General features: G+C 61.6%; 26 protein-coding genes. 15 read left to right on the top strand and 11 right to left on the bottom strand.

The features are described 5' to 3' along the window. Nucleotides 1-2 precede the first annotated feature (2 nt). The 6 genes from J3P90_RS07080 to J3P90_RS07055 all read left to right on the top strand — a co-directional run bounded on the left by J3P90_RS07080 (nt 3) and on the right by J3P90_RS07055 (nt 7,098). Nucleotides 3-1,283 carry a glycerate kinase type-2 family protein gene (locus tag J3P90_RS07080; protein WP_434676022.1) on the top strand — a complete coding sequence of 427 codons (1,281 nt, stop codon included), beginning with the start codon at nt 3-5 and terminating at the stop codon, nt 1,281-1,283. Next, nucleotides 1,273-2,688 (top strand): pyruvate kinase, encoded by a 1,416-nt coding sequence (gene pyk / locus J3P90_RS07075; protein WP_434676021.1) that lies wholly within the window; start codon nt 1,273-1,275, stop codon nt 2,686-2,688. Before J3P90_RS07080 ends, pyk begins: the two co-directional genes overlap by 11 nt. Nucleotides 2,689-2,812: 124 nt before the next feature. Beyond that, on the top strand, nt 2,813-3,715 hold the full coding sequence (locus J3P90_RS07070) for an urea transporter (protein WP_420766951.1): 903 nt from the start codon (nt 2,813-2,815) through the stop codon (nt 3,713-3,715). Nucleotides 3,716-3,736: 21 nt separating this feature from the next. Continuing rightward, nucleotides 3,737-4,561 carry an ion transporter gene (locus tag J3P90_RS07065; RefSeq protein WP_434676020.1) on the top strand — a complete coding sequence of 275 codons (825 nt, stop codon included), beginning with the start codon at nt 3,737-3,739 and terminating at the stop codon, nt 4,559-4,561. A gap of 90 nt (nt 4,562-4,651) precedes the next feature. Then, the gene (locus tag J3P90_RS07060; RefSeq protein WP_434607193.1) at nt 4,652-5,650 is read left to right on the top strand and encodes a sulfate ABC transporter substrate-binding protein; all 999 of its coding nucleotides are present in this window, start codon (nt 4,652-4,654) and stop codon (nt 5,648-5,650) included. A gap of 248 nt (nt 5,651-5,898) precedes the next feature. Next, a complete protein-coding gene (locus J3P90_RS07055; RefSeq protein ID WP_420766954.1) occupies nt 5,899-7,098 on the top strand; it encodes an MFS transporter in 1,200 nt (399 codons plus the stop codon). Nucleotides 7,099-7,163: 65 nt separating this feature from the next. On the opposite strand, the gene J3P90_RS07050 is transcribed toward J3P90_RS07055, so the two are convergent. The 4 genes from J3P90_RS07050 to J3P90_RS07035 all read right to left on the bottom strand — a co-directional run bounded on the left by J3P90_RS07050 (nt 7,164) and on the right by J3P90_RS07035 (nt 10,469). After that, nucleotides 7,164-7,355, bottom strand: coding sequence for a PLDc N-terminal domain-containing protein (locus tag J3P90_RS07050; protein WP_053149901.1), 192 nt, complete (start codon nt 7,353-7,355; stop codon nt 7,164-7,166). Between the two features lie 71 nt (nt 7,356-7,426). Beyond that, on the bottom strand, nt 7,427-7,957 hold the full coding sequence (locus tag J3P90_RS07045; RefSeq protein WP_420766955.1) for a hypothetical protein: 531 nt from the start codon (nt 7,955-7,957) through the stop codon (nt 7,427-7,429). Between the two features lie 71 nt (nt 7,958-8,028). After that, nucleotides 8,029-8,547 (bottom strand): ankyrin repeat domain-containing protein, encoded by a 519-nt coding sequence (locus J3P90_RS07040; protein ID WP_420766956.1) that lies wholly within the window; start codon nt 8,545-8,547, stop codon nt 8,029-8,031. Nucleotides 8,548-8,642: 95 nt separating this feature from the next. Then, entirely contained in the window at nt 8,643-10,469 is a 1,827-nt protein-coding gene (locus tag J3P90_RS07035) for a long-chain-acyl-CoA synthetase (protein ID WP_434676019.1), read from the bottom strand. Between the two features lie 356 nt (nt 10,470-10,825). Between J3P90_RS07035 and J3P90_RS07030 the strand changes: the two genes are divergently transcribed. Beyond that, nucleotides 10,826-11,104 carry a DUF3509 domain-containing protein gene (locus tag J3P90_RS07030; RefSeq protein WP_030142324.1) on the top strand — a complete coding sequence of 93 codons (279 nt, stop codon included), beginning with the start codon at nt 10,826-10,828 and terminating at the stop codon, nt 11,102-11,104. A gap of 64 nt (nt 11,105-11,168) precedes the next feature. Here the strand turns inward: J3P90_RS07030 and mtnC are convergent, their stop codons facing one another. The 5 genes from mtnC to aroC are packed head-to-tail and all read right to left on the bottom strand — an operon-like array spanning nt 11,169 to nt 15,314. Next, a complete protein-coding gene (gene mtnC, locus J3P90_RS07025) occupies nt 11,169-11,858 on the bottom strand; it encodes an acireductone synthase (RefSeq protein WP_434676018.1) in 690 nt (229 codons plus the stop codon). Between the two features lie 4 nt (nt 11,859-11,862). Then, nucleotides 11,863-12,408 carry a 1,2-dihydroxy-3-keto-5-methylthiopentene dioxygenase gene (locus J3P90_RS07020; RefSeq protein ID WP_434648617.1) on the bottom strand — a complete coding sequence of 182 codons (546 nt, stop codon included), beginning with the start codon at nt 12,406-12,408 and terminating at the stop codon, nt 11,863-11,865. Nucleotides 12,409-12,425: 17 nt separating this feature from the next. After that, nucleotides 12,426-13,046, bottom strand: a complete 621-nt coding sequence (locus J3P90_RS07015) for a methylthioribulose 1-phosphate dehydratase (RefSeq protein ID WP_434607201.1) — start codon at nt 13,044-13,046, stop codon at nt 12,426-12,428. Further along, the gene (locus J3P90_RS07010) at nt 13,043-14,188 is read right to left on the bottom strand and encodes an MFS transporter (RefSeq protein ID WP_434564133.1); all 1,146 of its coding nucleotides are present in this window, start codon (nt 14,186-14,188) and stop codon (nt 13,043-13,045) included. The genes J3P90_RS07015 and J3P90_RS07010 overlap by 4 nt, the downstream gene beginning before the upstream one ends. 34 nt (nt 14,189-14,222) lie before the next feature. Continuing rightward, nucleotides 14,223-15,314 carry a chorismate synthase gene (gene aroC, locus J3P90_RS07005; RefSeq protein WP_434560105.1) on the bottom strand — a complete coding sequence of 364 codons (1,092 nt, stop codon included), beginning with the start codon at nt 15,312-15,314 and terminating at the stop codon, nt 14,223-14,225. A gap of 129 nt (nt 15,315-15,443) precedes the next feature. Between aroC and J3P90_RS07000 the strand changes: the two genes are divergently transcribed. After that, nucleotides 15,444-16,409, top strand: coding sequence for an alpha/beta hydrolase (locus J3P90_RS07000; protein WP_434676550.1), 966 nt, complete (start codon nt 15,444-15,446; stop codon nt 16,407-16,409). A gap of 110 nt (nt 16,410-16,519) precedes the next feature. Then, nucleotides 16,520-17,317 (top strand): hypothetical protein, encoded by a 798-nt coding sequence (locus tag J3P90_RS06995; RefSeq protein WP_420766963.1) that lies wholly within the window; start codon nt 16,520-16,522, stop codon nt 17,315-17,317. A gap of 85 nt (nt 17,318-17,402) precedes the next feature. On the opposite strand, the gene prmB is transcribed toward J3P90_RS06995, so the two are convergent. Continuing rightward, a complete protein-coding gene (prmB, locus tag J3P90_RS06990; protein WP_420766964.1) occupies nt 17,403-18,311 on the bottom strand; it encodes a 50S ribosomal protein L3 N(5)-glutamine methyltransferase in 909 nt (302 codons plus the stop codon). 253 nt (nt 18,312-18,564) lie between these two features. On the opposite strand from prmB, the gene J3P90_RS06985 reads away from it, so the two are divergent. The 5 genes from J3P90_RS06985 to J3P90_RS06965 all read left to right on the top strand — a co-directional run bounded on the left by J3P90_RS06985 (nt 18,565) and on the right by J3P90_RS06965 (nt 21,337). Continuing rightward, entirely contained in the window at nt 18,565-19,155 is a 591-nt protein-coding gene (locus J3P90_RS06985; protein WP_420766965.1) for a cysteine hydrolase family protein, read from the top strand. 130 nt (nt 19,156-19,285) lie between these two features. Beyond that, nucleotides 19,286-19,606, top strand: a complete 321-nt coding sequence (locus tag J3P90_RS06980; RefSeq protein WP_420766966.1) for a hypothetical protein — start codon at nt 19,286-19,288, stop codon at nt 19,604-19,606. 74 nt (nt 19,607-19,680) lie between these two features. Then, the gene (locus J3P90_RS06975; RefSeq protein ID WP_045156639.1) at nt 19,681-20,238 is read left to right on the top strand and encodes a Smr/MutS family protein; all 558 of its coding nucleotides are present in this window, start codon (nt 19,681-19,683) and stop codon (nt 20,236-20,238) included. Nucleotides 20,239-20,316: 78 nt separating this feature from the next. Next, nucleotides 20,317-20,862 carry a GTP cyclohydrolase I FolE gene (folE, locus tag J3P90_RS06970; RefSeq protein WP_030142335.1) on the top strand — a complete coding sequence of 182 codons (546 nt, stop codon included), beginning with the start codon at nt 20,317-20,319 and terminating at the stop codon, nt 20,860-20,862. A 103-nt stretch (nt 20,863-20,965) separates the two neighbouring features. After that, nucleotides 20,966-21,337 (top strand): glutathione S-transferase N-terminal domain-containing protein, encoded by a 372-nt coding sequence (locus tag J3P90_RS06965; RefSeq protein WP_434560111.1) that lies wholly within the window; start codon nt 20,966-20,968, stop codon nt 21,335-21,337. A gap of 140 nt (nt 21,338-21,477) precedes the next feature. On the opposite strand, the gene J3P90_RS06960 is transcribed toward J3P90_RS06965, so the two are convergent. Further along, nucleotides 21,478-22,644, bottom strand: coding sequence for a PLP-dependent aminotransferase family protein (locus J3P90_RS06960; RefSeq protein ID WP_434607207.1), 1,167 nt, complete (start codon nt 22,642-22,644; stop codon nt 21,478-21,480). An 81-nt stretch (nt 22,645-22,725) separates the two neighbouring features. Here J3P90_RS06960 and J3P90_RS06955 point away from each other — a divergent pair, with 81 nt between their 5' ends. Then, nucleotides 22,726-23,163 (top strand): MarR family winged helix-turn-helix transcriptional regulator, encoded by a 438-nt coding sequence (locus J3P90_RS06955; RefSeq protein ID WP_420766969.1) that lies wholly within the window; start codon nt 22,726-22,728, stop codon nt 23,161-23,163. Nucleotides 23,164-23,371: the final 208 nt, after the last annotated feature.

Raw genomic sequence — 23,371 nt, 5'->3', positions numbered from 1 at the left:
CCATGTCGGTCGATCCGCAACAACTGCTGCGCAAGCTGTTTGCCACAGCCATCGACGCGGCTCATCCGCAGCAAGTCCTCGAACAATACCTGCCCAGCGACCGCAGCGGCCGAGTGATCGTCATCGGGGCCGGTAAGGCGGCGGCGGCCATGGCGCAAGTGGTCGAGCGTTGCTGGCAAGGCGAGGTCAGCGGCCTGGTGGTGACCCGCTACGGCCATGGCGCGCCCTGCCAGAAAATCGAAGTGGTCGAAGCCGCTCACCCGGTGCCGGACGCCGCGGGCCTGGAAGTGGCCGGACGGGTGCTCGAACTCGTCAGCAACCTCAATGAAGACGACCGGGTGATTTTCCTGCTGTCCGGCGGGGGCTCGGCGTTGCTGGCCTTGCCAGCGGCCGGCATCACCCTGGCCGACAAACAATCGATCAACAAAGCCTTGCTCAAATCCGGCGCCACCATTGGTGAGATGAACTGCGTGCGCAAACACCTCTCGGCCATCAAAGGCGGACGCCTGGGCAAGGCCTGCTGGCCGGCGACGGTGTACACCTATGCGATTTCCGATGTGCCCGGCGATCTCGCCACGGTCATCGCGTCCGGCCCCACCGTGGCCGACCCCAGCACCTCGGCCGAGGCCCTGGCGATTCTCAAGCGCTACAACATTGAAGTGCCGGCCTCGGTACGCACCTGGCTGCAAAGCCCGGAATCGGAAACCGTCAAACCCGGAGACCCAAGCCTGGCCCGCAGTCATTTCCAACTGATCGCTCGCCCCCAGCAATCCTTGGAAGCCGCAGCCGTGAAGGCGCGCCAGGCTGGTTTCAGCCCATTGATCCTCGGTGACCTGGAAGGCGAGTCCCGGGAGGTGGCAAAGGTCCATGCCGGCATCGCCCGGCAAATCGCCCTGCACGGCCAACCGTTGGCGGCGCCGTGCGTGATCCTTTCCGGCGGCGAAACCACCGTCACCGTGCGCGGCAACGGCCGTGGCGGGCGCAACGCCGAATTCCTGCTGAGCCTGACCGACAGCCTCAAGGGCCATCCCGGCATCTATGCGCTGGCCGGCGACACCGATGGCATCGACGGCTCCGAGGACAATGCCGGCGCCCTCATGACGCCTGACAGTTATCGCCGCGCCGCCGAGCTGGGCCTCAACGCCAGCGACGAGTTGGACAACAATAACGGCTACGGCTACTTCGCCGCGTTGGACGCGCTGATCGTCACCGAACCGACCCGCACCAACGTGAACGACTTTCGCGCCATCCTGATCCTCGAGACCCCAAAAAATGACGCCTGATAAAAAGGTCAAGATCCTCGCGACCCTCGGCCCTGCCACCCGTGGCATCGATGACATCCGCGAACTGGTGCAGGCCGGTGTGAACATCTTTCGCCTGAACTTCAGCCACGGTGATCACGCCGACCACGCCCAGCGCTATGAGTGGATTCGCGAAGTCGAGCAGCAGCTCAATTATCCGCTGGGCATCCTGATGGACTTGCAGGGCCCGAAACTGCGGGTCGGCAAATTCGCCGACGGCAAGGTGCTGCTGCAACGGGGCCAGGCCCTTCGACTGGACCTGGACCCGACGCCGGGCGATCAACGCCGGGTGAACCTGCCCCACCCAGAGATTATCGCGGCGTTGAAGCCTGGCATGGACTTGTTGCTGGACGACGGCAAGCTGCGCCTGCGGGTAACCACCCAGCATGCCGACGCCATCGACACCGAGGTGCTCAACGGCGGCGAACTCTCGGACCGCAAGGGCGTGAACGTGCCCCAGGCGGTGCTTGACCTGAGCCCGCTGACCGCCAAGGACCGCCGCGACTTGAGCTTCGGCCTGGAGCTGGGCGTGGACTGGGTGGCGCTGTCGTTCGTGCAGCGCCCCGAGGACATCCGCGAAGCCCGCGCGCTGATCGGCGACAAGGCGTTCCTGATGGCCAAGATCGAGAAACCCTCGGCCGTCGCCCAGTTGCGCGAGATTGCCGAACTGAGCGACGCGATCATGGTGGCCCGTGGTGATCTCGGCGTCGAGGTGCCGGCCGAGAGCGTGCCGCAGATCCAGAAAAACATCATCGGCACCTGCCGTGCACTCGGCAAACCGGTGGTGGTGGCGACACAGATGCTGGAGTCGATGCGGTTCTCCCCGGCGCCGACCCGCGCCGAAGTCACCGACGTTGCCAACGCCGTGGCCGAAGGTGCCGATGCGGTGATGCTGTCGGCGGAAACCGCCTCTGGCGATTACCCCCTCGAAGCCGTGCAGATGATGAGCAAGATCATCCGCCAGGTGGAAAACGGCCCCGACTACCAGGCGCAACTGGACGTCAGCCGGCCGAAAGCCGAGGCGACAGTGTCGGACGCCATCAGTTGCGCGATTCGCCGGGTCAGCAACGTCCTGCCGGTGGCGGTGCTGGTGAATTACAGCGAGTCGGGCAGCTCCAGCCTGCGGGCCGCACGGGAACGGCCGACAGTGCCGATCCTCAACCTCACGCCGAACCTGCAGGCCGCTCGCCGCCTGACCGTGGCCTGGGGCGTGCATTCGGTGGTCAACGATCGGCTGCGGCAGGTGGATGAAGTGTGTTCCACGGCGCTGGAAATCGCCCAGGCCCAAGGCATGGCCCAGCGTGGCGACACCTTGCTGATCACGGCGGGCGTGCCGTTCGGGCAGCCGGGGTCCACCAACTCACTGCGCATTGAGACGCTGCTCTAGCGTCTGTACTGGCCCTATCGCGAGCAAGCTCGCTACCACACTGGATTTGCGGCGATCACAAGCCCCCTGTGGGAGCGAGCTTGCTCGCGATGAAGGCGACTCGGTCCCTCTGACATCACCTATCATGCCCAACCCCCACTGCCCCGACTGGGCCACCGCCCTGCTCAACGGCTTCAGCCAGATTTTCCTCCAGCGCCATCCGCTGTGCGGCTTGCTGTGCCTGTTGGCCATCCTGCTCACCGCACCCACCTTGCTCGGCGGTGCGCTGCTGGGCGGCGTGGCTGGATTGCTGACGGCGCAACGACGCGGCTATACCAAGGAAGATCGACAAGCTGGCCTCTTCAGCTACAACGGCATCCTGCTGGGATTGCTGTTGAGCCTGGCCCTGCCGTGGTCGGTGTTGCTGCCACCGTTGATCATCGCCGGTGGCGGCCTCGGTGCGATGCTGACCCAACAATGGCTCAAGCGAACCACCGGCCCTCGCTGCTTGCCCGCCTACACCGCGCCCTTCGTGGGGATGGGCTGGTTGTTGCTGGGTTTCCCCCCGCCATCGCCCTCACCCGCGGCGCTGGACATGACGTTACCCGATCTGTTGACGGCCCCTTTGATCGGGCTGGGCCAGGTCATGTTTCTCGACCACCCGTTGGCCGGAGCGCTGGTCGCGATCGGCCTGTTGATCGCCAATCGCCGCGCCGCTGGCTGGGCGCTGTTCGGCTCCGTCGTCGGCCTTGGGTTCGCCTGGCTACAACACGACAGTAGCCTCGCCCTGTCCGGATTGGGCGGCTATAACCCGGCGCTGGTGGCCGTGGCCCTGGGTCAACGGGCCCGTGGACCATGGAAGCCGCTGACGGGCATTTTACTGGCGGTCTTTCTCACGCCGGGCTTCGCCGCCCTGGGCCTGGCCCCACTGACAGCGCCATTCATCCTCGCCTGCTGGCTGGTTCACTCAACAGAGCGGCTCTGGCACCAGGCCATCCTTGATAACGAGCCTTGCGCTTTGCGGGGCAATCGCCCTAGGCTTCGCTGATCATCGATTCAGGCGAAGGTTATGGACAGCAGCAACAACTGGCGTGAACGCCTCTATGTGATCATTTTCCAGACCGACACCGTGGCCGGCCGGCGCTTCGACAGTACGCTGCTGCTGATCATCCTTGCCAGCCTGGTGATCGTGATGCTCGACAGCATCGACAGCGTGCACAAGAACTACGCGGCCCTGCTGGCCTACATCGAATGGGGCTTTACCTTCATCTTTCTCGTCGAGTACGTCCTGCGCCTGTACTGCTCGCCGAAACCGCTGCGCTATGCGTTCAGTTTCTATGGATTGGTGGACCTGCTGGCAATCGTGCCGGGGATCCTGGCGCTGTACTACAGCGATGCCCAATACCTGTTGATCGTGCGGATCATCCGCATGCTGCGGATCTTCCGGGTGCTCAAGCTCAGCCCGTACCTCAAGCAAGCCAACTACCTGATGGCGGCGCTACGGGGCAGCAAGCAGAAGATCATCGTGTTCCTCGTCAGCGTCTCGACCCTAGTGACCGTATTCGGCACGCTGATGTACGTCATCGAGGGCCCCGAGCACGGTTTCACCAGCATTCCCAAGGGCATCTATTGGGCTATCGTGACATTGACCACCGTAGGATTTGGCGACATCGTGCCCAAGACACCCCTGGGCCAAGTGGTGTCGTCACTGGTGATGATCACCGGTTACTCGATCATCGCCGTGCCCACGGGTATTTTCACGGCTGAACTCGCCACGGCCATGCGGGGCGACCAGCTCAAGCACGATTGCCCGGTGTGCAGCAAAAACAACCATGAACATGGCGCTGCTTTCTGCTCTCGTTGCGGTAATGCACTTTTCAAAAGAACGGAATAAGCAAAGCACTTTTAAATTCTTGAAGGCCTATAGACTTGCCATTAGTGTGCTGGCTACTCGCCCGCCTCCCCCTATAAAAAGGAATTCGCAGTGAAGAACTTCTTTGGCGCCTCCCTTCTCGCCGCCGGCCTGACCTTCGGCAGCCTGGCCAACGCCGCCCCAACCCTGCTGAACGTTTCCTACGACGTAATGCGCGATTTCTACAAGGACTACAACGCTGCGTTCCAGAAGCACTGGCAAGCCGAGCACAAAGAGAACATCACCGTGCAGATGTCCTTCGGCGGCTCCAGCAAGCAGGCGCGTTCGGTGATCGATGGGCTGCCTGCGGATGTCATCACCATGAACATGGCCACCGACATCAATGCCTTGGCGGACAACGGCAAGCTGGTTCCGGAAAACTGGGTCACTCGTTTGCCGAACAACAGCGCGCCGTTCACCTCGGCCACGGTCTTCATCGTGCGCAAGGGCAACCCGAAAGCGCTCAAGGACTGGCCTGATCTGCTCAAGGACGGCGTGCAGGTGATCGTGCCCAACCCGAAAACCTCCGGCAATGGTCGCTACACCTACCTGTCGGCGTGGGGTTACGTGCTCAAGAACGGCGGCGACGAGAACAAGGCCAAGGATTTCGTCGGCAAGCTGTTCAAACAAGCCCCCGTGCTGGACACCGGCGGCCGCGCCGCGACGACGACCTTCATGACCAACCAGATTGGCGACGTGTTGGTGACCTTTGAAAACGAAGCGGAAATGATCGCCCGCGAGTTTGGCCGCGACCAGTTCGAAGTGGTCTACCCAAGCGTGTCCGCCGAAGCCGAGCCGCCAGTGAGCGTCGTGGATAAAGTGGTCGAGAAAAAAGGCTCCCGCGAAGCCGCCGAGGCGTACCTCAAATACCTGTGGTCACCCGAAGGCCAGGAAATTGCCGCCGCCAACTACCTGCGTCCGCGGGATCCGGCCGTGCTGGCCAAATACACGGACCGCTTCCCGAAAGTTGATTTCCTGTCGGTGGAAAAAACCTTCGGTGACTGGCGCTCCGTGCAGAAAACTCACTTCAATGACGGTGGGGTTTTCGATCAGATCTATAGCGGACAGTAAGACTCGACTCACATAAACACCGCCTGTCAGCCAAGCCCCACCCTGTGGGAGCGAGCTTGCTCGCGATACGGTCTGTCTGCATCAACGATGCTGAATAAGCAGCCGCTATCGCGAGCAAGCTCGCTCCCACAGGAATTTGATGGCCATCATTAATCCCGGGCATGACTGATATCAGCCGCAAAGCCTGTTCCAGAGCCCTGCAAGTCTTTAGCCTCACGCCATCCTTTCAATCGATCGACGAGATTGCCATGAGTGCTCATCCCTCCTCGCCCGGCGTCACCCTGACCCGCGGCATGGTCCTGCTGTTCGCCTTCTGCTGCGGCGCCATCGTCGCCAACATCTACTACGCCCAACCCATCATCGAACTGATCGCTCCCGACGTCGGCCTGTCCAGCACCATGGCCAGCCTGATCGTCTCGCTGACCCAGATCGGTTATGCCCTGGGCCTGTTTTTCCTGGTGCCATTGGGCGATCTGCTGGAAAACCGGCGCTTGATGATCCTCACCACCGTGGTCGCGATAGCCAGCCTACTGGGTGCGGCCTTCACCGATCAGCCGAATGTGTTCCTGCTGGTCTCGCTACTGGTGGGCTTCAGTTCTGTCTCGGTGCAAGTGCTGATTCCACTGGCAGCGCACCTGGCACCCGAGGAATCCCGGGGACGGGTTGTCGGTGGGATCATGGGCGGCCTGTTGCTTGGAATTCTGCTGGCGCGGCCGATCTCCAGCGTCGTCGCCGATCATTTCGGCTGGCGGGCGATGTTCATGATCGCCGCCGTGCTGATGGCGGCCATCAGCATCGTCCTGGCGCTGACCGTGCCCAAGCGCCAGCCCGATCACAGCGCTTCCTACGGCCAGCTGCTGGGATCGCTCGGCACCTTGTTGCGCCAACAACCGCAGTTGCGTCAACGGGCGTTCTACCAGGCTTGCATGTTCGCCACGTTCAGCCTGTTCTGGACCGCCGCGCCCTTGGAGCTGGCGCGCAACCATGGTCTCACCCAGACGGAGATCGCCTTGTTCGCCCTGGTCGGCGCCATCGGTGCCATCGCCGCACCCATAGCCGGGCGCCTGGCGGATGCCGGTCACACCCGCGTCGCTTCGCTGCTGGCGATGCTGTTCGCCAGCTTGAGTTTCCTGCCCGCCTTCATTCACCCGGCCTACAGCGTGATTGGCCTGGCGGTGACCGGCGTGGTCCTGGATTTCTGCGTACAGATGAACATGGTCCTGGGCCAACGCACCATCTACGCCCTCGACGCCAAAAGTCGCAGCCGACTGAACGCGCTGTACATGACCAGCATCTTCGTCGGCGGTGCGTTCGGTTCGTCCATCGCCAGTGCGGTCTACGAACACGGCGGCTGGCTGTGGGTGGTGATCGTCGGCAGCGCCTTCCCGCTGCTGGCTTTGCTGCGTTTCTTGAGCGCTTCGCAGAAGGCCTCGTTGGCGACAGCCTGATAACGGCGCGCAAATAAAAATGCCCGACAGGTCATGACCTGTCGGGCATTTTTTTTATCGGGCGGTCAGACCCGCACGTTGCCACGCGGCCCGGCAATCGCCCAGATGATCAGGCCCAACACCGGCAGCAGCAGGATCAGCAGTACCCAAAGGACTTTCGCCCCGGTGCCCGCGCCACTCTTGAGTACGTTGATGATCGCCCAGATATCGAGCGCCAGGATAATCAGGCCAATCAGGCCGTTGAAAGTGGAACCCATGGTGTCGCTCCCGAATGGTGATATGCCCATTTAGGATAGCGGCCCCTGGGCAAGGGTTCCGTTTTATTGCTTCAGACGTGAACCGCGACCTTGAGCGCTTCCAAGGACGGTGCCGCGGCGATGCCCACCTCGGCGCACAACTCCAGCACGCGCGGCACGTCGTTGCCGTACACCAGCACCATCTGCAATTCATCGTCGAGCAACTGGCTGAAATTCATCAGCACGTAGCCACCGTTTTCCTTGTTCAGGCTGCTCATCTGGATCTGGATGCGGTTGAGTGCGGTCAGGGCTTCAGTCTTGGCCAGTTGCTTGGGCTTGAGGTTGAACGCGACGCCGGGGCCGAACGAGGCGACGATCTGCTCGAACAACTCGACGTAGGTATCCGCCTGGAACAACACGGTATCGGGCAAGCTGCCCACCACCACCCACTCGCCCAGCGCGATGGGGAAAGTGTCGTCGTAATTGATGTCCGGGTTGGCCGCCAGGAACGCCACCGGGTCGGCGTAGGCCTGGGCCGCCTCATCGGCAATCTTCTCGATGTCCGCCTCGCCCAGGCAGCCGGAGCTGATTTTGCTGATGAGTTCGATGAGTACGGCTTTCATGGGCGGATCCTGTGGCGATGTGTTTTTTTCGGGCGCGAAGGATAGCGCATCCCTCACTCCCTTTGGCGAGGTCAGCCCAACAACTTCTCCAATTGCGCCGTGGTGTCCACCGCGCCCATGGTCCTGGCCGCGTCAAGTGCCGAGACGCCGTTGGCATCCTTGGCCTTCGGGTCGGCGCCTTTGCCGATCAGGTAATCGACGATTTCGACTCGGTTGAACATCGCCGCCATCATCAATGCCGTGCGACCGTCGAACGAGGAGCCTTCCACTTGCGCGCCACCGTCCACCAGGGCTGAAACCACCGCAAGGTCACCCTTGAACGCTGCACCGGCAATGGGACTCTGACCGTTGTCGTTGCGGATTTCCGGATCGGCCTTGTGTTCCAGCAAGACTTTTACCGTCTCGACATGCCCGTGGTACGCGGCCAGCATCAGCAAGGTATCGCCCTTGTGATTGCGCAAGTTCGGCGGCAAGCCCTTGCTCAGCAGCGCGGCCATCATCGCGGCGTCGCCCTGGCGGGCAACGTTGAAGACCTGCTCGGCAAATTCCGCTGCTTCTTCCGGGGTCATCTGGCGGCTTGTATCAGACATGGGAAAACTCCATCAGGCTCATCACAAAGCCGCTAGTTTCCCGAGGGACTCCGGGGCTGTCATCCCTTTTTTCTCTGCGATGCTCATAGCCAGAATCAATAGCGGTACTGTCCCCCTTGGATGCGCATCGCCAATTGCCGGTCCACGGGCACATAGGTCGAGGTCTCGGGCAGCCAGGCGTAGATCGGCTCATCGCCTGTCTGGCACGGGTCGAAAGCCTCGGTCTTGAGACGGGTTTTGCGGTATTTGAAGGTGCCGGTGGTGTCCATCTTCACCTTGATGCGCAAGAACAGCGGTACCGCGTAGGCGGGCAGTTTGCACTGGAGAAACCGCAGCAGTTCATTGAAGTCCAGGGTCGCCAGGGATTCGGCCGGTGTGATCGCGGCCATGCCGGCGCGACCATTGGTGCCGTTGATCTCGACGCCATAGGCCACCGCCTCGGCAATCTGCGGATGCTGCAGCAGCACGTTCTCGACTTCCGTGGTGGAGACGTTTTCGCCTTTCCAGCGGTAGGTGTCGCCGAGACGATCGACGAACTGCCCGTGGCCGAAACCGATGTTGCGCAGCAAATCACCGGTGTTGAAATAACGGTCGCCCGGGACGAAAACGTCCCGGTGGATGGTTTTCTCGGTCTTCGCCGGATCGGTATAGCCATCCAGCGGCGCCTTTTCGTCGATGCGCGCCAATAGCAGGCCCGGTTCGCCCTTGGGGACTTTTTGCATGCGGCCTTGCAGGTTGCGCAAGGGCGCGCCGCTGTCGTGATCGTATTGCACGAGCTCCCAGGCCATCAGTGAAAACCCGACCGTATTGTCGAAGTTCAGGATGTTGGTAAACCCGATGTTGCCGTCGCTGGCCGCGTAAAGCTCACAGATGTGGTCAACGCCGAAACGTGTCTTGAACGCCGCCCAGGCGCCAGGGCGCAGGCCATTGCCGATCATTTTCGTCACGCGGTGCTGCCGGTCCGTGATGCTGGCAGGCTGATCGACCAGGTAACGGCACAGCTCACCGACGTAACCCAGGGTCGTCGCTCGATACTTTCTCACGTCGCTCCAGAACTGGCTGGCGCTGAACTTACGGCGGATCGCAAATCCCGAGGCACCGCAGATCGCCGCGCCCCAGCACACACATAACCCGGTGGCGTGATACAGCGGCAGCGTGCAATAGACGATGTCGTCGGGCTGCATGTCCAAGGCGATCAGGCCGAAACTGGTGGACGTGCGCATCCAGCGGCCGTGGCGGAACACCCCCGCCTTCGGTAGCCCCGTGGTGCCGGAGGTGTAGAGATAGAAACAGGGATCGTTGAAAAACACCTGCTGGCTGCTGGCCGGGTTGGCGCCGGGGAATTGCTGGCTTGTGCCCATCAGGTCGACAAATCCGGACGGCGCCGAGGAGGCATCCTGGTCCGCCACCCACCAGGTTCGAGCATCCGGTAGCGCGGTTCGACCGCGCACATCGTTGAACACCGCGACCCGCTCATCCCCGACCACCACCGCAACAGGCGCGACCAATGCGAGGCTGTGGACCAGTGCATCCCCCGTTTGCGAGGTGTTGATCATCGCGCTGACCGCGCCGACTTTCGCCACCGCCAGCACCGTGATCAGCAATTGTGGACGGTTCTCGATGAAAATCGCTACGCAGTCGCCCTTCGCGACGCCTCGCGCCAACAAGCAATGGGCGATGCGATTGGCCTGCTCGTTGACCTGTGCATAACTCAGCACCGTATCGCCACACAGTAGCGCCGGGCCTCGGGGGTTGCGTAGCGTGGCTTGTTCGAAGCACCAACCCAGGCCGCAGGGCTGCGCGGGGTCCTGGACGTTGGCGAGTTTCATGCCTTTGACAATGCGGGGAACAGCTCTGGCGATGGCGGGCAACTTGCGCAACATCATGCCCCAGGTAATAGCGTCGCTGGGTGTACGACTCATGGGTGATCCTTCCCCGGCCGACCTTATGGGTCGCGGTTCTTGTGTGGGGTTATGCGAAATCTGGATCGAAAGTACGCCAGCGATTCCAAGGCTGTACACGCGGTTTTTGCAATGTTTTGTATCCGCTGCATGGAACAGGCGAAGCGTGAGCGCGGGGACACGGTTTGGTTCCAAAAATAATTGTCGGACCACGCAAAATGCAGGATGCACGATGGCCGTTCATGCAAGTTGCACGAAAGCAAAAATATAGGTATTTATTAAGCTATTGTTTTAAAAGGATTTTTTAACAAATCAAATACTGGCACAGACACTGCAACTACCCCTCCACGGTTTGCCATACCATGGAGCAATGAACGATGAACATGATTCAAGAGAAGTTTGCATCGCTGTTTTCCAACTACGAAGTCACTACCCAGGCACGCCCGGATGGCGGGATCCTGCTGACCTTGCGCAACAGCGACGGCAAACTGTTCAAACGCACGATTTCCTATGCGCAATTGCACGCCGGGGACCAGTTGTCCTGGGCCATCAGTGCCATTCGCCGCGATCTGGCTGAACAAGCCAGCGAATTGCCGCCTGTGGCGATGCTGCAAAGCCAGCATCGCTTCGCGCTACCGACCTATCACAGCGCCTGACACGCTGTGCCGGGATCAGGCCTGGAGCTTATGGCTCCATGGCCTGATTTTTTTTGTCCGCCGTTCAAGCGCCGAACCGGGACGGATCGATTCGAGCAAAACTTTCCACGGTTTCGTGTCCGGACAGGTCTCCCCCGTCACGCGCCAGGCCACACGTGGCCATCCCGGCGCCACGGGCCTCGTCCAGTTCCTGGACGATATCCGACAGAAACAGGATTTCCCCCGGCGCGACACCCACCGCCTCGCTGATCCGCTGGTAGGACTGCACGTCCCGCTTGGGCCCCGAGGTCGTGTCGAAATAACCGCTGAACAGCGACGACAAGTCACCGGCTTCGGAGCAACCGAAAATCAACTTTTGCGCCTGGATCGAGCCAGAGGAATACACAAACAACCGGTAGCCTTGCTGATGCCAATGTTTCAGCGCATCCACCGCATCCGGATAAACGTGGCCTTTCAATTGCCCGGCCTCGTAGCCCTGCTCCCAGACCATGCCTTGCAACGCCTTGAGCGGTGTAGCCTTGCGGTCCTCGGCGATCCAGCCCAAGAGGATCGCGATAACCCGTTCGATATCAGCGTCCGGCTCGCCACTGTCCCGACGCACAGCGTCCAACTGTTGAGCAACGTCGGCGCGCCCGGCGTTGTGGCGGATAAAGTCCGGCAGGTGCTCGGCGGCATAGGGAAACAGCACGTCGAAGACAAAACTCACCGCGCTGGTGGTGCCCTCGATATCGGTGAGGATGGCTTTGATCGTCACGACGTCAGTCCTCCAGGCGCGGGAAGCGGCTGGCGATGTCATCGCCGGTGAATTTCGCGACCCAGCCTTCCGGGTTGTTGAACAGGCGAATGGCGACAAAATGCGGGTGCTCGCCCATGTCGAACCAGTGCGGGGTACCGGCGGGCACCGAGATCAGGTCGTTCTTCTCGCACAGGACCGCGTAGACGTAATCGTCGATGTGCAAGGTAAACAGGCCCCGACCGGCGACGAAAAATCGCACCTCGTCCTCGCCATGCCGGTGTTCATCAAGAAACTTGGCCCGCAGTTCGGCTTTCTGCGGATGGTCGCTGTTGAGGCTGATGACGTCGACCGTGACGTAGCCGCGCTCGGTCATCAATTGGTCGATCTGGGACTTGTAGGCGGCGATCACTTCTTCCGGGCTGGCGCCGGGCTGGATTTTCGTCGCGGCTTCCCAACGGTCGAACCGCACGCCCTTTTCGGCCAGGGTCGAGGCGATGTCCTCGAAGTGGGTCAGTACCTTGTTCGGAATCTCTGGACTTGAGACGTGGTAGACGGACAGGCTGCTCATGGCAATGGCTCCAGCAATTATCGGTTCAGGAGTGCGCGGGTCTTGAGTTCGCACTCGAACAGGAATTCGAACGCTTCGATCTGGCGCAGCGCATCGTTCATGCCCGCCCCCCAGGTGTACAGGCCGTGGCCACGGATCAGGTAGCCGGCGCAATCGGGATGCGCGTCCAGCCAGGGTTGGACCTTGGCGGCCAGGCGCGCGATGTCCTGGTCGTTGTCGAAAATCGGCACGCGGACCCGGGACTCATGGGTCGTGACGCCGCTGAAGGCTTTTTGCAGTTCATAGTCTTCAAAGTCAAGGAACGCTTCGCCGGTCAGGCGCGACAGCACCGTGGCGTTTACCGAGTGGGTGTGCAGCACCGCGCCGATCTGTGGGCGCCAGCGATACAGCTGGGTGTGCAGCAAGGTTTCAGCCGACGGTTTCTTGCCCGGCTCCAGGCTGTTGCCATCCAGGTCGGTGGCGAGCACATCGTCGATGCCCAACTGCCCTTTGTGCTTGCCCGACACGGTGAGCAAGGCTTGGTCGGGCGCTAAACGGGTCGAATAATTGCTGCTGGTGGCCGGGGACCAACCGCGACCGTACAAAAAACGCCCGGCGTCGATGATCTGCTGGGCGAGCTGTTCACGGGTAAGGCTCATGGCCTGTCCTCTTGCATGCGTGTGGCAATGATAACGGCTGCAGCGAAGGCTGCGAGGCTGGCGATGTTGAATGTCCAACCGGCGCCCATGGCATTCCAGCTATAGCCGGAGTACAACGCCCCCAGCGCTCCACCGGTGCCGGCCAGCGCGGCGTACAGCGCCTGGCCCTGACCTTGTTGGCGCGGGCCGAAACTACGTTGCACGAAGTGGATGGCAGCGGCGTGAAAGCTGCCGAACGTCGCGGCGTGGAGCACCTGGGCAAACAACAATACCCAGAGGAATTCGGCCAGCGAGCCGAGCAGCAACCAGCGCAGCGCCGCCAACAGGAAACTGACCATCAGCACCCGACGCACGGAATACCGCGCCAGGATCCGGCTCATGAACAGGAACACCAACACTTCGGCCACGACGCCGACGGCCCAGAGCACGCCGATCAATCCACGGCTGTAGCCCAGGCGCTCCAGGTGCAGCGTCAGGAAGGTGTAATACGGCCCGTGGCTCATTTGCATCAGGCCGACGCAGGCATAAAACGCCAGCACCCCCGGGTTGCGCAACTGCCGCAGGAATCCGTCCCCGGCCACCCGCGGCCCCTGCACCGGCTGAGCGTTGGGCACCCAGAAGCTGCTCAGCACGATGCCACCCATGATCAAGGCCAGGGCCACCGGATAAATGTCCAGGCTCAGCCATTGGAACAGGCGGCCGAGCACAACGACCGTGATGATGAACCCGATGGAGCCCCACAGGCGGATCTGGCTGTAGCGCGAGGCTTGTCCGCTCAAGTGAGCCAGGGTGATGACTTCGAACTGCGGCAGCACCGCGTGCCAGAAGAATGCATGCAGCGCCATGACCATCGCCAGCCAGGCGTAGCTTTTGTCGATGAAGATCAGGGAGAAGCTCAGCAGCGTGCAGATCGCGCCGAACCGCACGATCGCCAGGCGCCGGCCCGTGTAGTCCCCCAGCCACCCCCAGAGATTCGGCGCCACGCAGCGCATCAGCATGGGGATCGCCACCAGCTCGCCGATGCGTGCCGCGTTGAACCCCAGGTGATCGAAGTACAGCGCCAGGAACGGCGCAGTGGAACCGAGCAACGCGAAATAGAACAGGTAGAAACTGGAAAGCCGCCAGTACGGCAACGCCGCCATGGTCGTCAGGCCACGGCGGTCGGCAGGCCAGCCATCAAAGCTGACCCAGCACCGGGGTGCCGACGTGAACGTCGGCATTCTGGCCGCGATGGCGCAACAGATGATCCATCAGCACGATGGCCATCATCGCTTCGGCGATCGGCGTGGCGCGGATGCCCACGCACGGATCATGGCGGCCCTTGGTGATGACGTCCACCGGGTTGCCATGGATATCGATGGAGCGCCCCGGCGTGGTGATGCTGGACGTCGGCTTCAAGGCCAGGTGCGCGACGATCGGCTGGCCCGACGAGATGCCGCCGAGAATCCCACCGGCGTTATTGCTCAGGAAACCTTGTGGCGTCAGTTCGTCACGATGTTCGGTGCCGCGCTGGGCGACGCAGGCGAAACCGGCGCCGATTTCCACGCCCTTCACCGCGTTGATGCTCATCAGCGCGTGGGCCAGCTCGGCGTCGAGACGGTCAAAGATCGGCTCGCCAAGGCCAGGCATCACGCCTTCGGCGACCACGGTGATCTTCGCGCCAACCGAATCCTGGTCCCGGCGCAGTTGGTCCATGTAGGCCTCCAGCTCCGGCACCTTGTCCGGGTCGGGGCTGAAGAAGGCATTCTGTTCGACCGAGTCCCAGGTCTTGAACGGAATTTCGATCGGGCCCAGTTGGCTCATGTAGCCGCGGATGACGATGCCCTGGCTGGCCAGGTATTTCTTGGCGATCGCCCCGGCCGCCACGCGCATCGCGGTTTCCCGGGCCGAGCTGCGCCCGCCGCCGCGGTAGTCGCGCTCGCCGTATTTGTGGTGGTAGGTGTAGTCGGCGTGAGCCGGGCGGAACAGGTCCTTGATGGCCGAGTAGTCCTTGGACTTCTGGTCGGTGTTACGGATCAGCAGGCCAATGGCACAGCCGGTGGTGCGCCCCTCGAAGACGCCGGAAAGGATTTCGACCTCATCGGCTTCCTGGCGCTGGGTGGTGTGGCGGCTGGTGCCGGGCTTGCGGCGGTCCAGGTCACGCTGAAGGTCGTCCAGGGAAATCTCCAGGCCCGGCGGGCAGCCGTCGACAATGGCGACCAACGCCGGGCCATGGCTTTCGCCCGCGGTGGTGACGGTGAACAGCTTGCCGTAGGTATTGCCGGACATGCAGGGTGCTCCGAGAAATCGCTGAGAAATCGAGATGGGCGCCAGTATACGCAGGCTCCCCGAGTAGTTCATCCTCGAACCTTATCAATGCCCGCCAGTCCAACCGGCACCTTCGCAACTCATGGCGTCATGATGTTAAAACTGTTTGTGTTGAGCCTTACCCTCTTCACGGGCCTGGTCTGCGGCGTCGCCCAGGCCACCGTCCTGCAACGTCCCATCAGCCTCGACACCGGCAATGGTGAACTTTTCGGCTCCCTGCTGCTGCCAAAGTCCGACACGCCGGTGCCCGTCGTCCTGATCATTTCTGGCTCTGGCCCTACGGATCGTGACGGAAACAACCCCGAAGGCGGGCGCAATGACAGCCTCAAGCGCCTGGCCTGGGTGTTGGCCCGGCAGAACATCGCCAGCGTGCGCTACGACAAGCGCGGGGTGGCCGCCAGCCTCGCCGCCACACCGGACGAACGCAACCTGAGCGTCGAAGCCTACGTAGCCGACGCCGTGGCCTGGAGCCACAAGCTGGCCGCCGATCCTCGCCTGGGCCCATTGATCCTGCTGGGCCACAGCGAAGGGGCGCTGATCGCCAGCCTCGCCGCGCCCCAGGCCAACGCGGCGGCGGTCATCTCGGTGGCCGGCAGCGCGCGCCCCATCGACGAGGTCTTGCGCCAGCAACTCAGCGCCCGCCTACCACCGCCGCTGATGCTGCGCAGCAACGAGTCACTCGACAGCCTCAAGGCCGGCCATCCCGACCCGAATGTTCCTGCGCAACTGCAGGTCATCTTTCGCCCCAGCGTGCAGCCTTACTTGATCTCGCTGTTCCGCCAGGATCCGGCCCAGGCCTTCGCAGCCCTGAAAATGCCGGCGCTGATCATCCAGGGCAGCCACGATATCCAGGTCAGCGTCAACGATGCCCGGCAATTGAAAGTGGCCAAGCCCGACGCCGAACTGGCGCAGATCAAGGGCATGAACCATGTGATGCGCATCGTGCCCAACGACGTCAAGCGGCAACTGGCCTCCTACAAGGATCCGAACCTGCCCCTGGCGGCGGAGCTCAGTGCCCACATCCTGGGTTTTATTGGCACGTTGGCCGCCCGTTAAGCGCGTTTGGTGGCCTATAGCCCTCTAGTCTTGGCAAACCCGGCCGATAAACCGGTGTCGGACAGCGCAATGGCTGCCGACAAGCCGGCCTGGACAGGATTTTTGCCGTTATGACTGAGACTCAGACTTCTCCCGACATCGCCGCCGAAGCGGCCGCGCCAGCAGGCCCATCGGCGCCCGAGCTGCCTTGGACGGACGTTGAGGCCGAACATCACAAGATGCTTCGGCTGGCCCCGCTCAAGACCGATCGCGCCACCGGTGCGCGGCCGCTGCGGTTTGTCGAGTTCAGCTATGCCGAGCGCCATAGCAAGGAACGCAGCTTGCTGCGCATGAGCATTCAGTTGCCCGGCCAGCGAGTGCGCAAGGAACAGAATCACCTCGACGTGTGGGCCGACCACGTCGAGAAACGCCTGTTCTTCTCGCCCGACAGCTTGCAAGTCGAGCCCCTGAACCGGGGCATAGGTCGCTTCCTCGCCGCCCAGGGCATCACTTGGGCCAAGAAGCGTTGGTCGACCTATCGGGTTGACGGTACTGACCTGAACAATAAGGACGCGCTGAACGAAGACACCCGCTTGCGTCGTGATCACTTCCTCAAAGCCCACGGCTTCGAAGTGGTCTACGCCGATGCCCAACACCTCAAGGGCAGCGTCAAGCAAGCCCAGGTTGGCGAGCTGCTGGGCGACTGGAACACCGAGAAGCTGCAGTTCGTCGAGATTCTCGAAGCCGCGCAGATGTTGCAACAGGCCGAGCAGAATCTGGCGGAGCAGGAAGTCAAGCTGCAGAAGCAGGAAGAGAAGGTCAATAAGTTCAAGCGTGAAGACACGGGCCTGCGCTTCACCATCACCTGCCTGGTGGCGTTTGCGATGTTCCAGGCCGGATTGCTGATCTGGATTGCTACGCGGCATTGATGGCTGCTCAGAAGTGTCTGACGCAACTCCCGTGGCGAGGGGATTTATCCCCTCGCCACGAACGCGGTCGCCAACACAGCCAGCGTCAAACCCGCGAAGCGAACAACGCCTGGTGCTCACGGCACTGCTCGGCGCTGAGCATGAACACGCCGTGCCCACCGCGCTCGAACTCCAGCCAGGCGAAGTCGACTTCTGGATAAAGCGCCTCGACATGAACCTGGCTGTTGCCCACTTCGACGATCAACAATCCTTTGTCCGTCAGATGATCGGCCGCCTCGGCGAGCATCCGGCGTACCAGGTTCAAACCGTCGTCGCCACAGGCCAGGCCCAGCTCAGGCTCGTGCTGGTATTCCTGGGGCATGTCGGCGAAATCTTCCGCGTCGACGTAGGGCGGGTTCGACACGATCAGGTCGAAACGTTGCCCAGGAAGCCCATCGAAACCATCGCCCTGGACGGTAAACACCCGTTCGTCCACACCGTGGCGCTCGATGTTCTGGTTGGCGACTTCCAGCGCTTCGAACGACAGGTCGGCCAACACCACCTCGGCCTCGGGGAACTCGTAGGCGCAGGCAATCCCGATGCAACCGGAGCCGGTACACAAGTCGAGGATTCGCGCGGGCTCCTGGCCCAGCCAAGGCTCGAAGCGTTTTTCGATCAACTCGCCAATGGGCGAACGAGGAATCAGCACGCGTTCGTCGACGATGAACGACATGCCGCAGAACCAGGCCTCGCCCAACAGGTAAGCGGCCGGAATGCGCTCAGCGATACGTCGGCGCAGCAGACGCTGCACATGCACCAACTCCTCGTCTTCTAGACGGCAGTCCAGATAGCTGTCGGCAATTTCCCAGGGCAGGTGCAACGCGCCCAGGACTAGCTGGCGCGCTTCGTCCCAGGCGTTGTCGGTGCCATGGCCAAAGAACAGATCCTCCCCATGGAAACGGCTGACGGCCCAACGGATATGGTCGCGCAGGGTACGAAGGCGGGAAGTGATCACGGCGGCAAACTCCAGGAAAATCGACGGGCGAGTCTACCAGCCAAACGCATGCCTACCCAAACGCGCTCCAAGGACGACAGTAAATATCGCTGCAATCGTAGGATCCTTCCGTTTTCCGTCAACCCTATTGAACAAGATGTCTATCTTGACAAGGCTGTAGGCCAGCAACGACGGTGCTTGTGATGGAAGCGATTCACAGAACCGCTCCGCCAGAGGACAATGTCGCAAAAGCCCCACTCGAAGGAGCCCCAGAATGTCCGTTCCAAAAACGATGTTTCAACTCAGCGGCCGCGGTTACGCAGCGGCCAACCTGAGTCAAGCGACCCTGATCATCATCGATGCCCAGAAAGAATACCTCGCCGGCCCCCTCGCCCTGAGCGGCATGGATGCGGCGGTCGCGAACATCAAGCAATTGCTCGGCGCTGCCCGCGCCGCCGGCCGGCCGATCGTACATGTGCGCCACCTGGGCACCCATGGCGGGCTGTTCGATCCACAGGGTGAGCGCGGCGAATTCATTCCGGGCCTTGAACCCCAGGGCGACGAAACCGTGATCGAAAAACTGCTGCCGAGCGCTTTCCACGGCACTGACCTGAAGAAGCGCCTGGAGGACCTCGGTCCCCTGGACCTGATCGTCTGTGGTTTCATGAGCCACTCCAGCGTCAGCACCACGGTGCGGGCAGCCAAGAACCTGGGCTTTCGTTGCACCCTGGTCGAGGACGCCTGCGCCACTCGTGATCTGCCGCACAAGGGCGGCGTACTCAGCGCCGATCACGTACACCAGACCGAAATGGCGATCATGGCAGACAACTTCGCCACGCTGGCCTTGACCCACGATTTCACCTGATAGCGCTCGATGAGCGGCCTGCTGCGCCGCTCATCCGCAAAAGCCTCTCATTTGCTTCAATTACTGGAGTATCAGGAACAACCCGAACATCTTCCGGTCGAAGGGCCGATACCCATTGAGGAAGGTCGGAATGAAGATATCCGATGGTTTTGACGCACGTCGCTTGCGGCCCAAGGGCCCGAGCAACTGGCGATTTCGTATCGGCGCGGGGATCGCGGCCCTGCTGGCGACGCTCGGCGTGCTACTGGCGATGGCTGGCGCCGCAAGCCTGCTTGGCCGCCCGCCCGCACTGGGCGAGCTGAACGCCACACCGCTGGGTTCGGCGGTCATCCTGGCAATCGGACTGCTGGTACTGCTGTTGGGCATCTGGCTCTGGCGGCGCTGCCGCCGTCGCGCCCGCCAATCCCTGGAGCTGGCCATGGCTCCGCATCTGATGAAAAAACACGACTGATCCGCCATCCGACGTTTTGTCGCGCCCTAATCCCCGGGAGTTGGGTAAACTGGCCGGCCTTCGCGGAGGCTGACATGCAAGACGACGACTTTTCCCTGTTCAAAAGTGCGATCCAGGGCGTAAAACCAATCAAACACGATCGCGCCGAAACGGGCAAACCCAAGGCCGATCGCGCACAAATCGCCAAGCTGCGCCAAGCCGCCACCGTGCGCACCGACGCGACGACCGTGGATGGCTTGTCCGATCAGTTCGTCATCGACGTCGGCCCCGAAGATGAATTGATGTGGGCGCGCGACGGCGTTCAGGAAAGCCAGATGCGCAAGCTGAAGGTAGGCCAGATCCCCTTCGAAGGCAGCCTCGACCTGCACGGCATGACCGTCGAAAAAGCCCGAGAGACCCTCTGGGCCTTCCTGGCCGAAGCCACCAGATTCGAAATCCGCTGCGTACGCGTCACCCACGGCAAAGCCGTGCGGCTGGACGGCAAGCGCCCCATGATCAAGAGCCACGTCAACACCTGGCTGCGCCAGCACCCGCAAGTGCTCGGCTTCACCTCCTGCCAGGCGAAGCACGGCGGCGCCGGTGCGGTCTACGTGATGCTCAAGCGCACCATGATGGAAGGCCGCGACGAGTAACCGCTCGATTGCCGAGCTTGCAGCGCCGTGTCCGCCACCGTACCCTTGCCCTTTGCGTAAAATCCCACAGGTAGTTTCATGTCTCTGGAACAGAATTACACCGCGATTCTCGGCCAATTGGGCGAGGACGTTTCCCGCGAGGGCCTGCTCGACACGCCCAAGCGCGCTGCCAAGGCCATGCAGTACCTTTGCCGCGGTTATGAACAGACCCTGGAAGAAGTCACCAACGGTGCCTTGTTCAGCTCCGACAACAGCGAGATGGTGCTGGTCAAGGACATCGAGTTGTACTCGCTGTGCGAACACCATTTGCTTCCGTTTATCGGCAAGGCCCATGTGGCCTACATCCCGAGCGGCAAGGTATTGGGCCTGTCGAAGGTCGCGCGCATCGTCGATATGTACGCCCGTCGCCTGCAGATCCAGGAAAACCTCAGTCGCCAGATCGCCGATGCGGTCCAGCAGGTGACCGGTGCCCTGGGCGTGGCGGTGGTGATCGAGGCCAAGCACATGTGCATGATGATGCGCGGTGTGGAAAAGCAGAACTCGTCGATGATCACTTCAGTGATGCTGGGCGAATTCCGCGAAAATGCGGCGACCCGCATGGAATTCCTAAGCCTGATCAAATAAAAACGTCGCTCGAAGAAAACCGGCATTGATCGCCGGTTTTTTTTCGCCTGCGAAAAATCAGGTAAGCTGCGCGCCCTCTTCTTCCCTGCCGTGAGGCTATAACGTGATCGTCAAAGCGCTTCGAGTTGGCCTGGGCCAGCTCATCATCCTTATCGATTTCATCACCCGCCCCGGCAAGAAACAGCGCCCGGCCGACGCCCAGGCGCAAGTCGACCAGGCCGCTCGCAGCCTGACCCTGTATCAATTTCATGCCTGCCCCTTCTGCGTGAAGACTCGCCGGACCCTGCGTCGCCTGAACGTACCGGTGGCCTTGCGCGATGCCAAGAACAACGAGCAGGATCGCCAGACGCTGCTGGAACAGGGCGGCAGGATCAAGGTGCCGTGCCTGCGCATTGAAGAAAATGGCGAGACCACCTGGATGTATGAATCCAAGGTGATCATTGATTATCTGGATAAGCGGTTTTCGGCGGTCTGATTGTTTTGTGGTGAGCTTCAAGGCCTCATCGCGAGCAAGCTCGCTCCCACAGGAGGCTGGTGCTGATTACAAATCTGCAATCATGCACGGTCCCCTGTGGGAGCTTGCTCGCGATGGGGTCGGCCCATCCACTGGATATTTCAAGCTGCCCTGGCCGCCAACGCCCCCCGTACCACCCCCGCCAACCGCTTCAACCCTTCATCCAGTCGCGCCGGATCGATGTGGCTGAAGTTCAAGCGCAAGTGGCCAGGATGCTTGTCTGGCTCAGGGAAAAACGGTTCCCCTGGCATGAACGCCACGTCAGCCGCCAGCGCTGCGGCGAGCAAGGTGCGGGTGTCCAGCGGTTGCTTGAGCGTCAGCCAGAAAAAAAGCCCACCCTGGGGCGTGTTCCAATCGGCGATGTCGGCAAAGTGCCTTTGCAATGCAGCCTCGAAGCGGTCGCGCCGATCCCGATAGAAATCCCTCAACTCCTGCATATGGCGGCGATATTGCTCGGTGCCAATCCACTGCAGCGCCTGCCATTGGCCGATGCGATTGGTGTGCAGGTCCGCCGACTGCTTGAGCCGCAGCAGGTGCGGGAACAGGTCCGGACTGGCGATCAGGTAACCCACGCGCAGCCCCGGCAGCAGGGTTTTCGACACGGTGCCGGTGTAGATCCAGCTGGCCGTTTTCAAGCGGCTGGCGATTGGCGTGGCGCTGCCACCGTCGAAGGTCAGTTCGCGATAGGGTTCGTCTTCGACCAGGGTCACGCCGAATTCATCCAGCAGCGCCGCCACGGCATCGCGCTTGGCCTCGCTGTAGCGTACCGCCGATGGATTCTGGAACGTCGGGATCAGGTAGATGAACGCCGGGCGATGCCGCTCCAGGCGCGCCCGCAGTTGTTCCAGGTCCGGGCCATCCGCCTCAAGGGGGACGGTGATGCAGTCGGCGCCGAACAGTTGGAAGATCTGCAAGGCCGCCAGGTAGGTAGGTGCCTCGAGCATCACCTCGGTGCCGACGTCGATGTACAACTTCGCCGTCAGGTCGAGGGTTTGCTGGGAACCGCTGACCACCAAAACCTGGCTCGCCTCACAAGCCAGCCCTAACGACCGCGCCTGCGCCGCCAACGCTTCGCGCAGGGCCGGCTCACCTTCGCTCATGCCGTATTGCCCCATGGACAACGGCATCGCCGCCCACTCCACTTTTGGCAACATGGCTTCGGCCGGCAGGCCACCGGCGAACGACATCACTTCCGGGCGCTGCGCCGCGGCGAGGATTTCGCGGATAAGAGAACTTTTGAGGCGCGAGACACGTTCGGAAAAAGCCATGGGGTCACCTGTAGCGAAGCGTTGGAAATATAAGTCAAACTGCTTGACTGAAATTACCCCGCTCTTTCTGGAAACGTCAATATGCTTGACCTTAAAAACCCCACCTCCCAGCAAATGGCCATGGAAGCATTCTTCTTTGGTTACCAGGCTTTCACCGCCAAGGCCGATGAAATGCTCGAACGCCGGGGCTTGAGCCGAGTGCATCAGCGCATCGTCTTTTTCATCGCCCGTTACCCATCCTTGAGCGTCAAGGAGTTGCTGGCGCTGCTGGGCGTGACCAAACAGGCATTGAACATGCCATTGCGGCAATTGATGGAAATGCATCTGGTCAACAGCGTCGCGTCCGAGGCCGACAAGCGCAAACGATTGTTGGAGCTGACCGCCGAGGGCCAGCGATTCGAACAGGCGCTACGCCGCGAACAAGTGAAATTGCTGGAGCGGGTGTTTGCCGAGGCCGGGGAAGCGGCGGTGGATGGCTGGCTGGCGGTGAACCTGGCCTTGGGTAAATCTGGCGAGTGAAAGCGTCTGACCCAACGCTATCGCGAGCAAACTCGCTCCCACAGCGTTCAGCGGTGACCACAAATCTTGCATTCATCACAGTCCACTGTGGGAGCGAGCTCAATCGCGATAGCGTCCGCAGAAGGGATATATCCCTATCGCTTGAAATTTCGTCAACAAAACAGAAAACATTATTTGCTTTATTTGTATACAAAAGCATAATTCGCTT

This window comes from Pseudomonas sp. D3-10, assembly GCF_051132175.1.
Taxonomy (GTDB): Bacteria; Pseudomonadota; Gammaproteobacteria; order Pseudomonadales; family Pseudomonadaceae; genus Aquipseudomonas.
The sequence above is the reverse complement of the archived record's forward strand: the minus strand, read 5'-3'. Positions and strand labels throughout refer to the sequence as shown.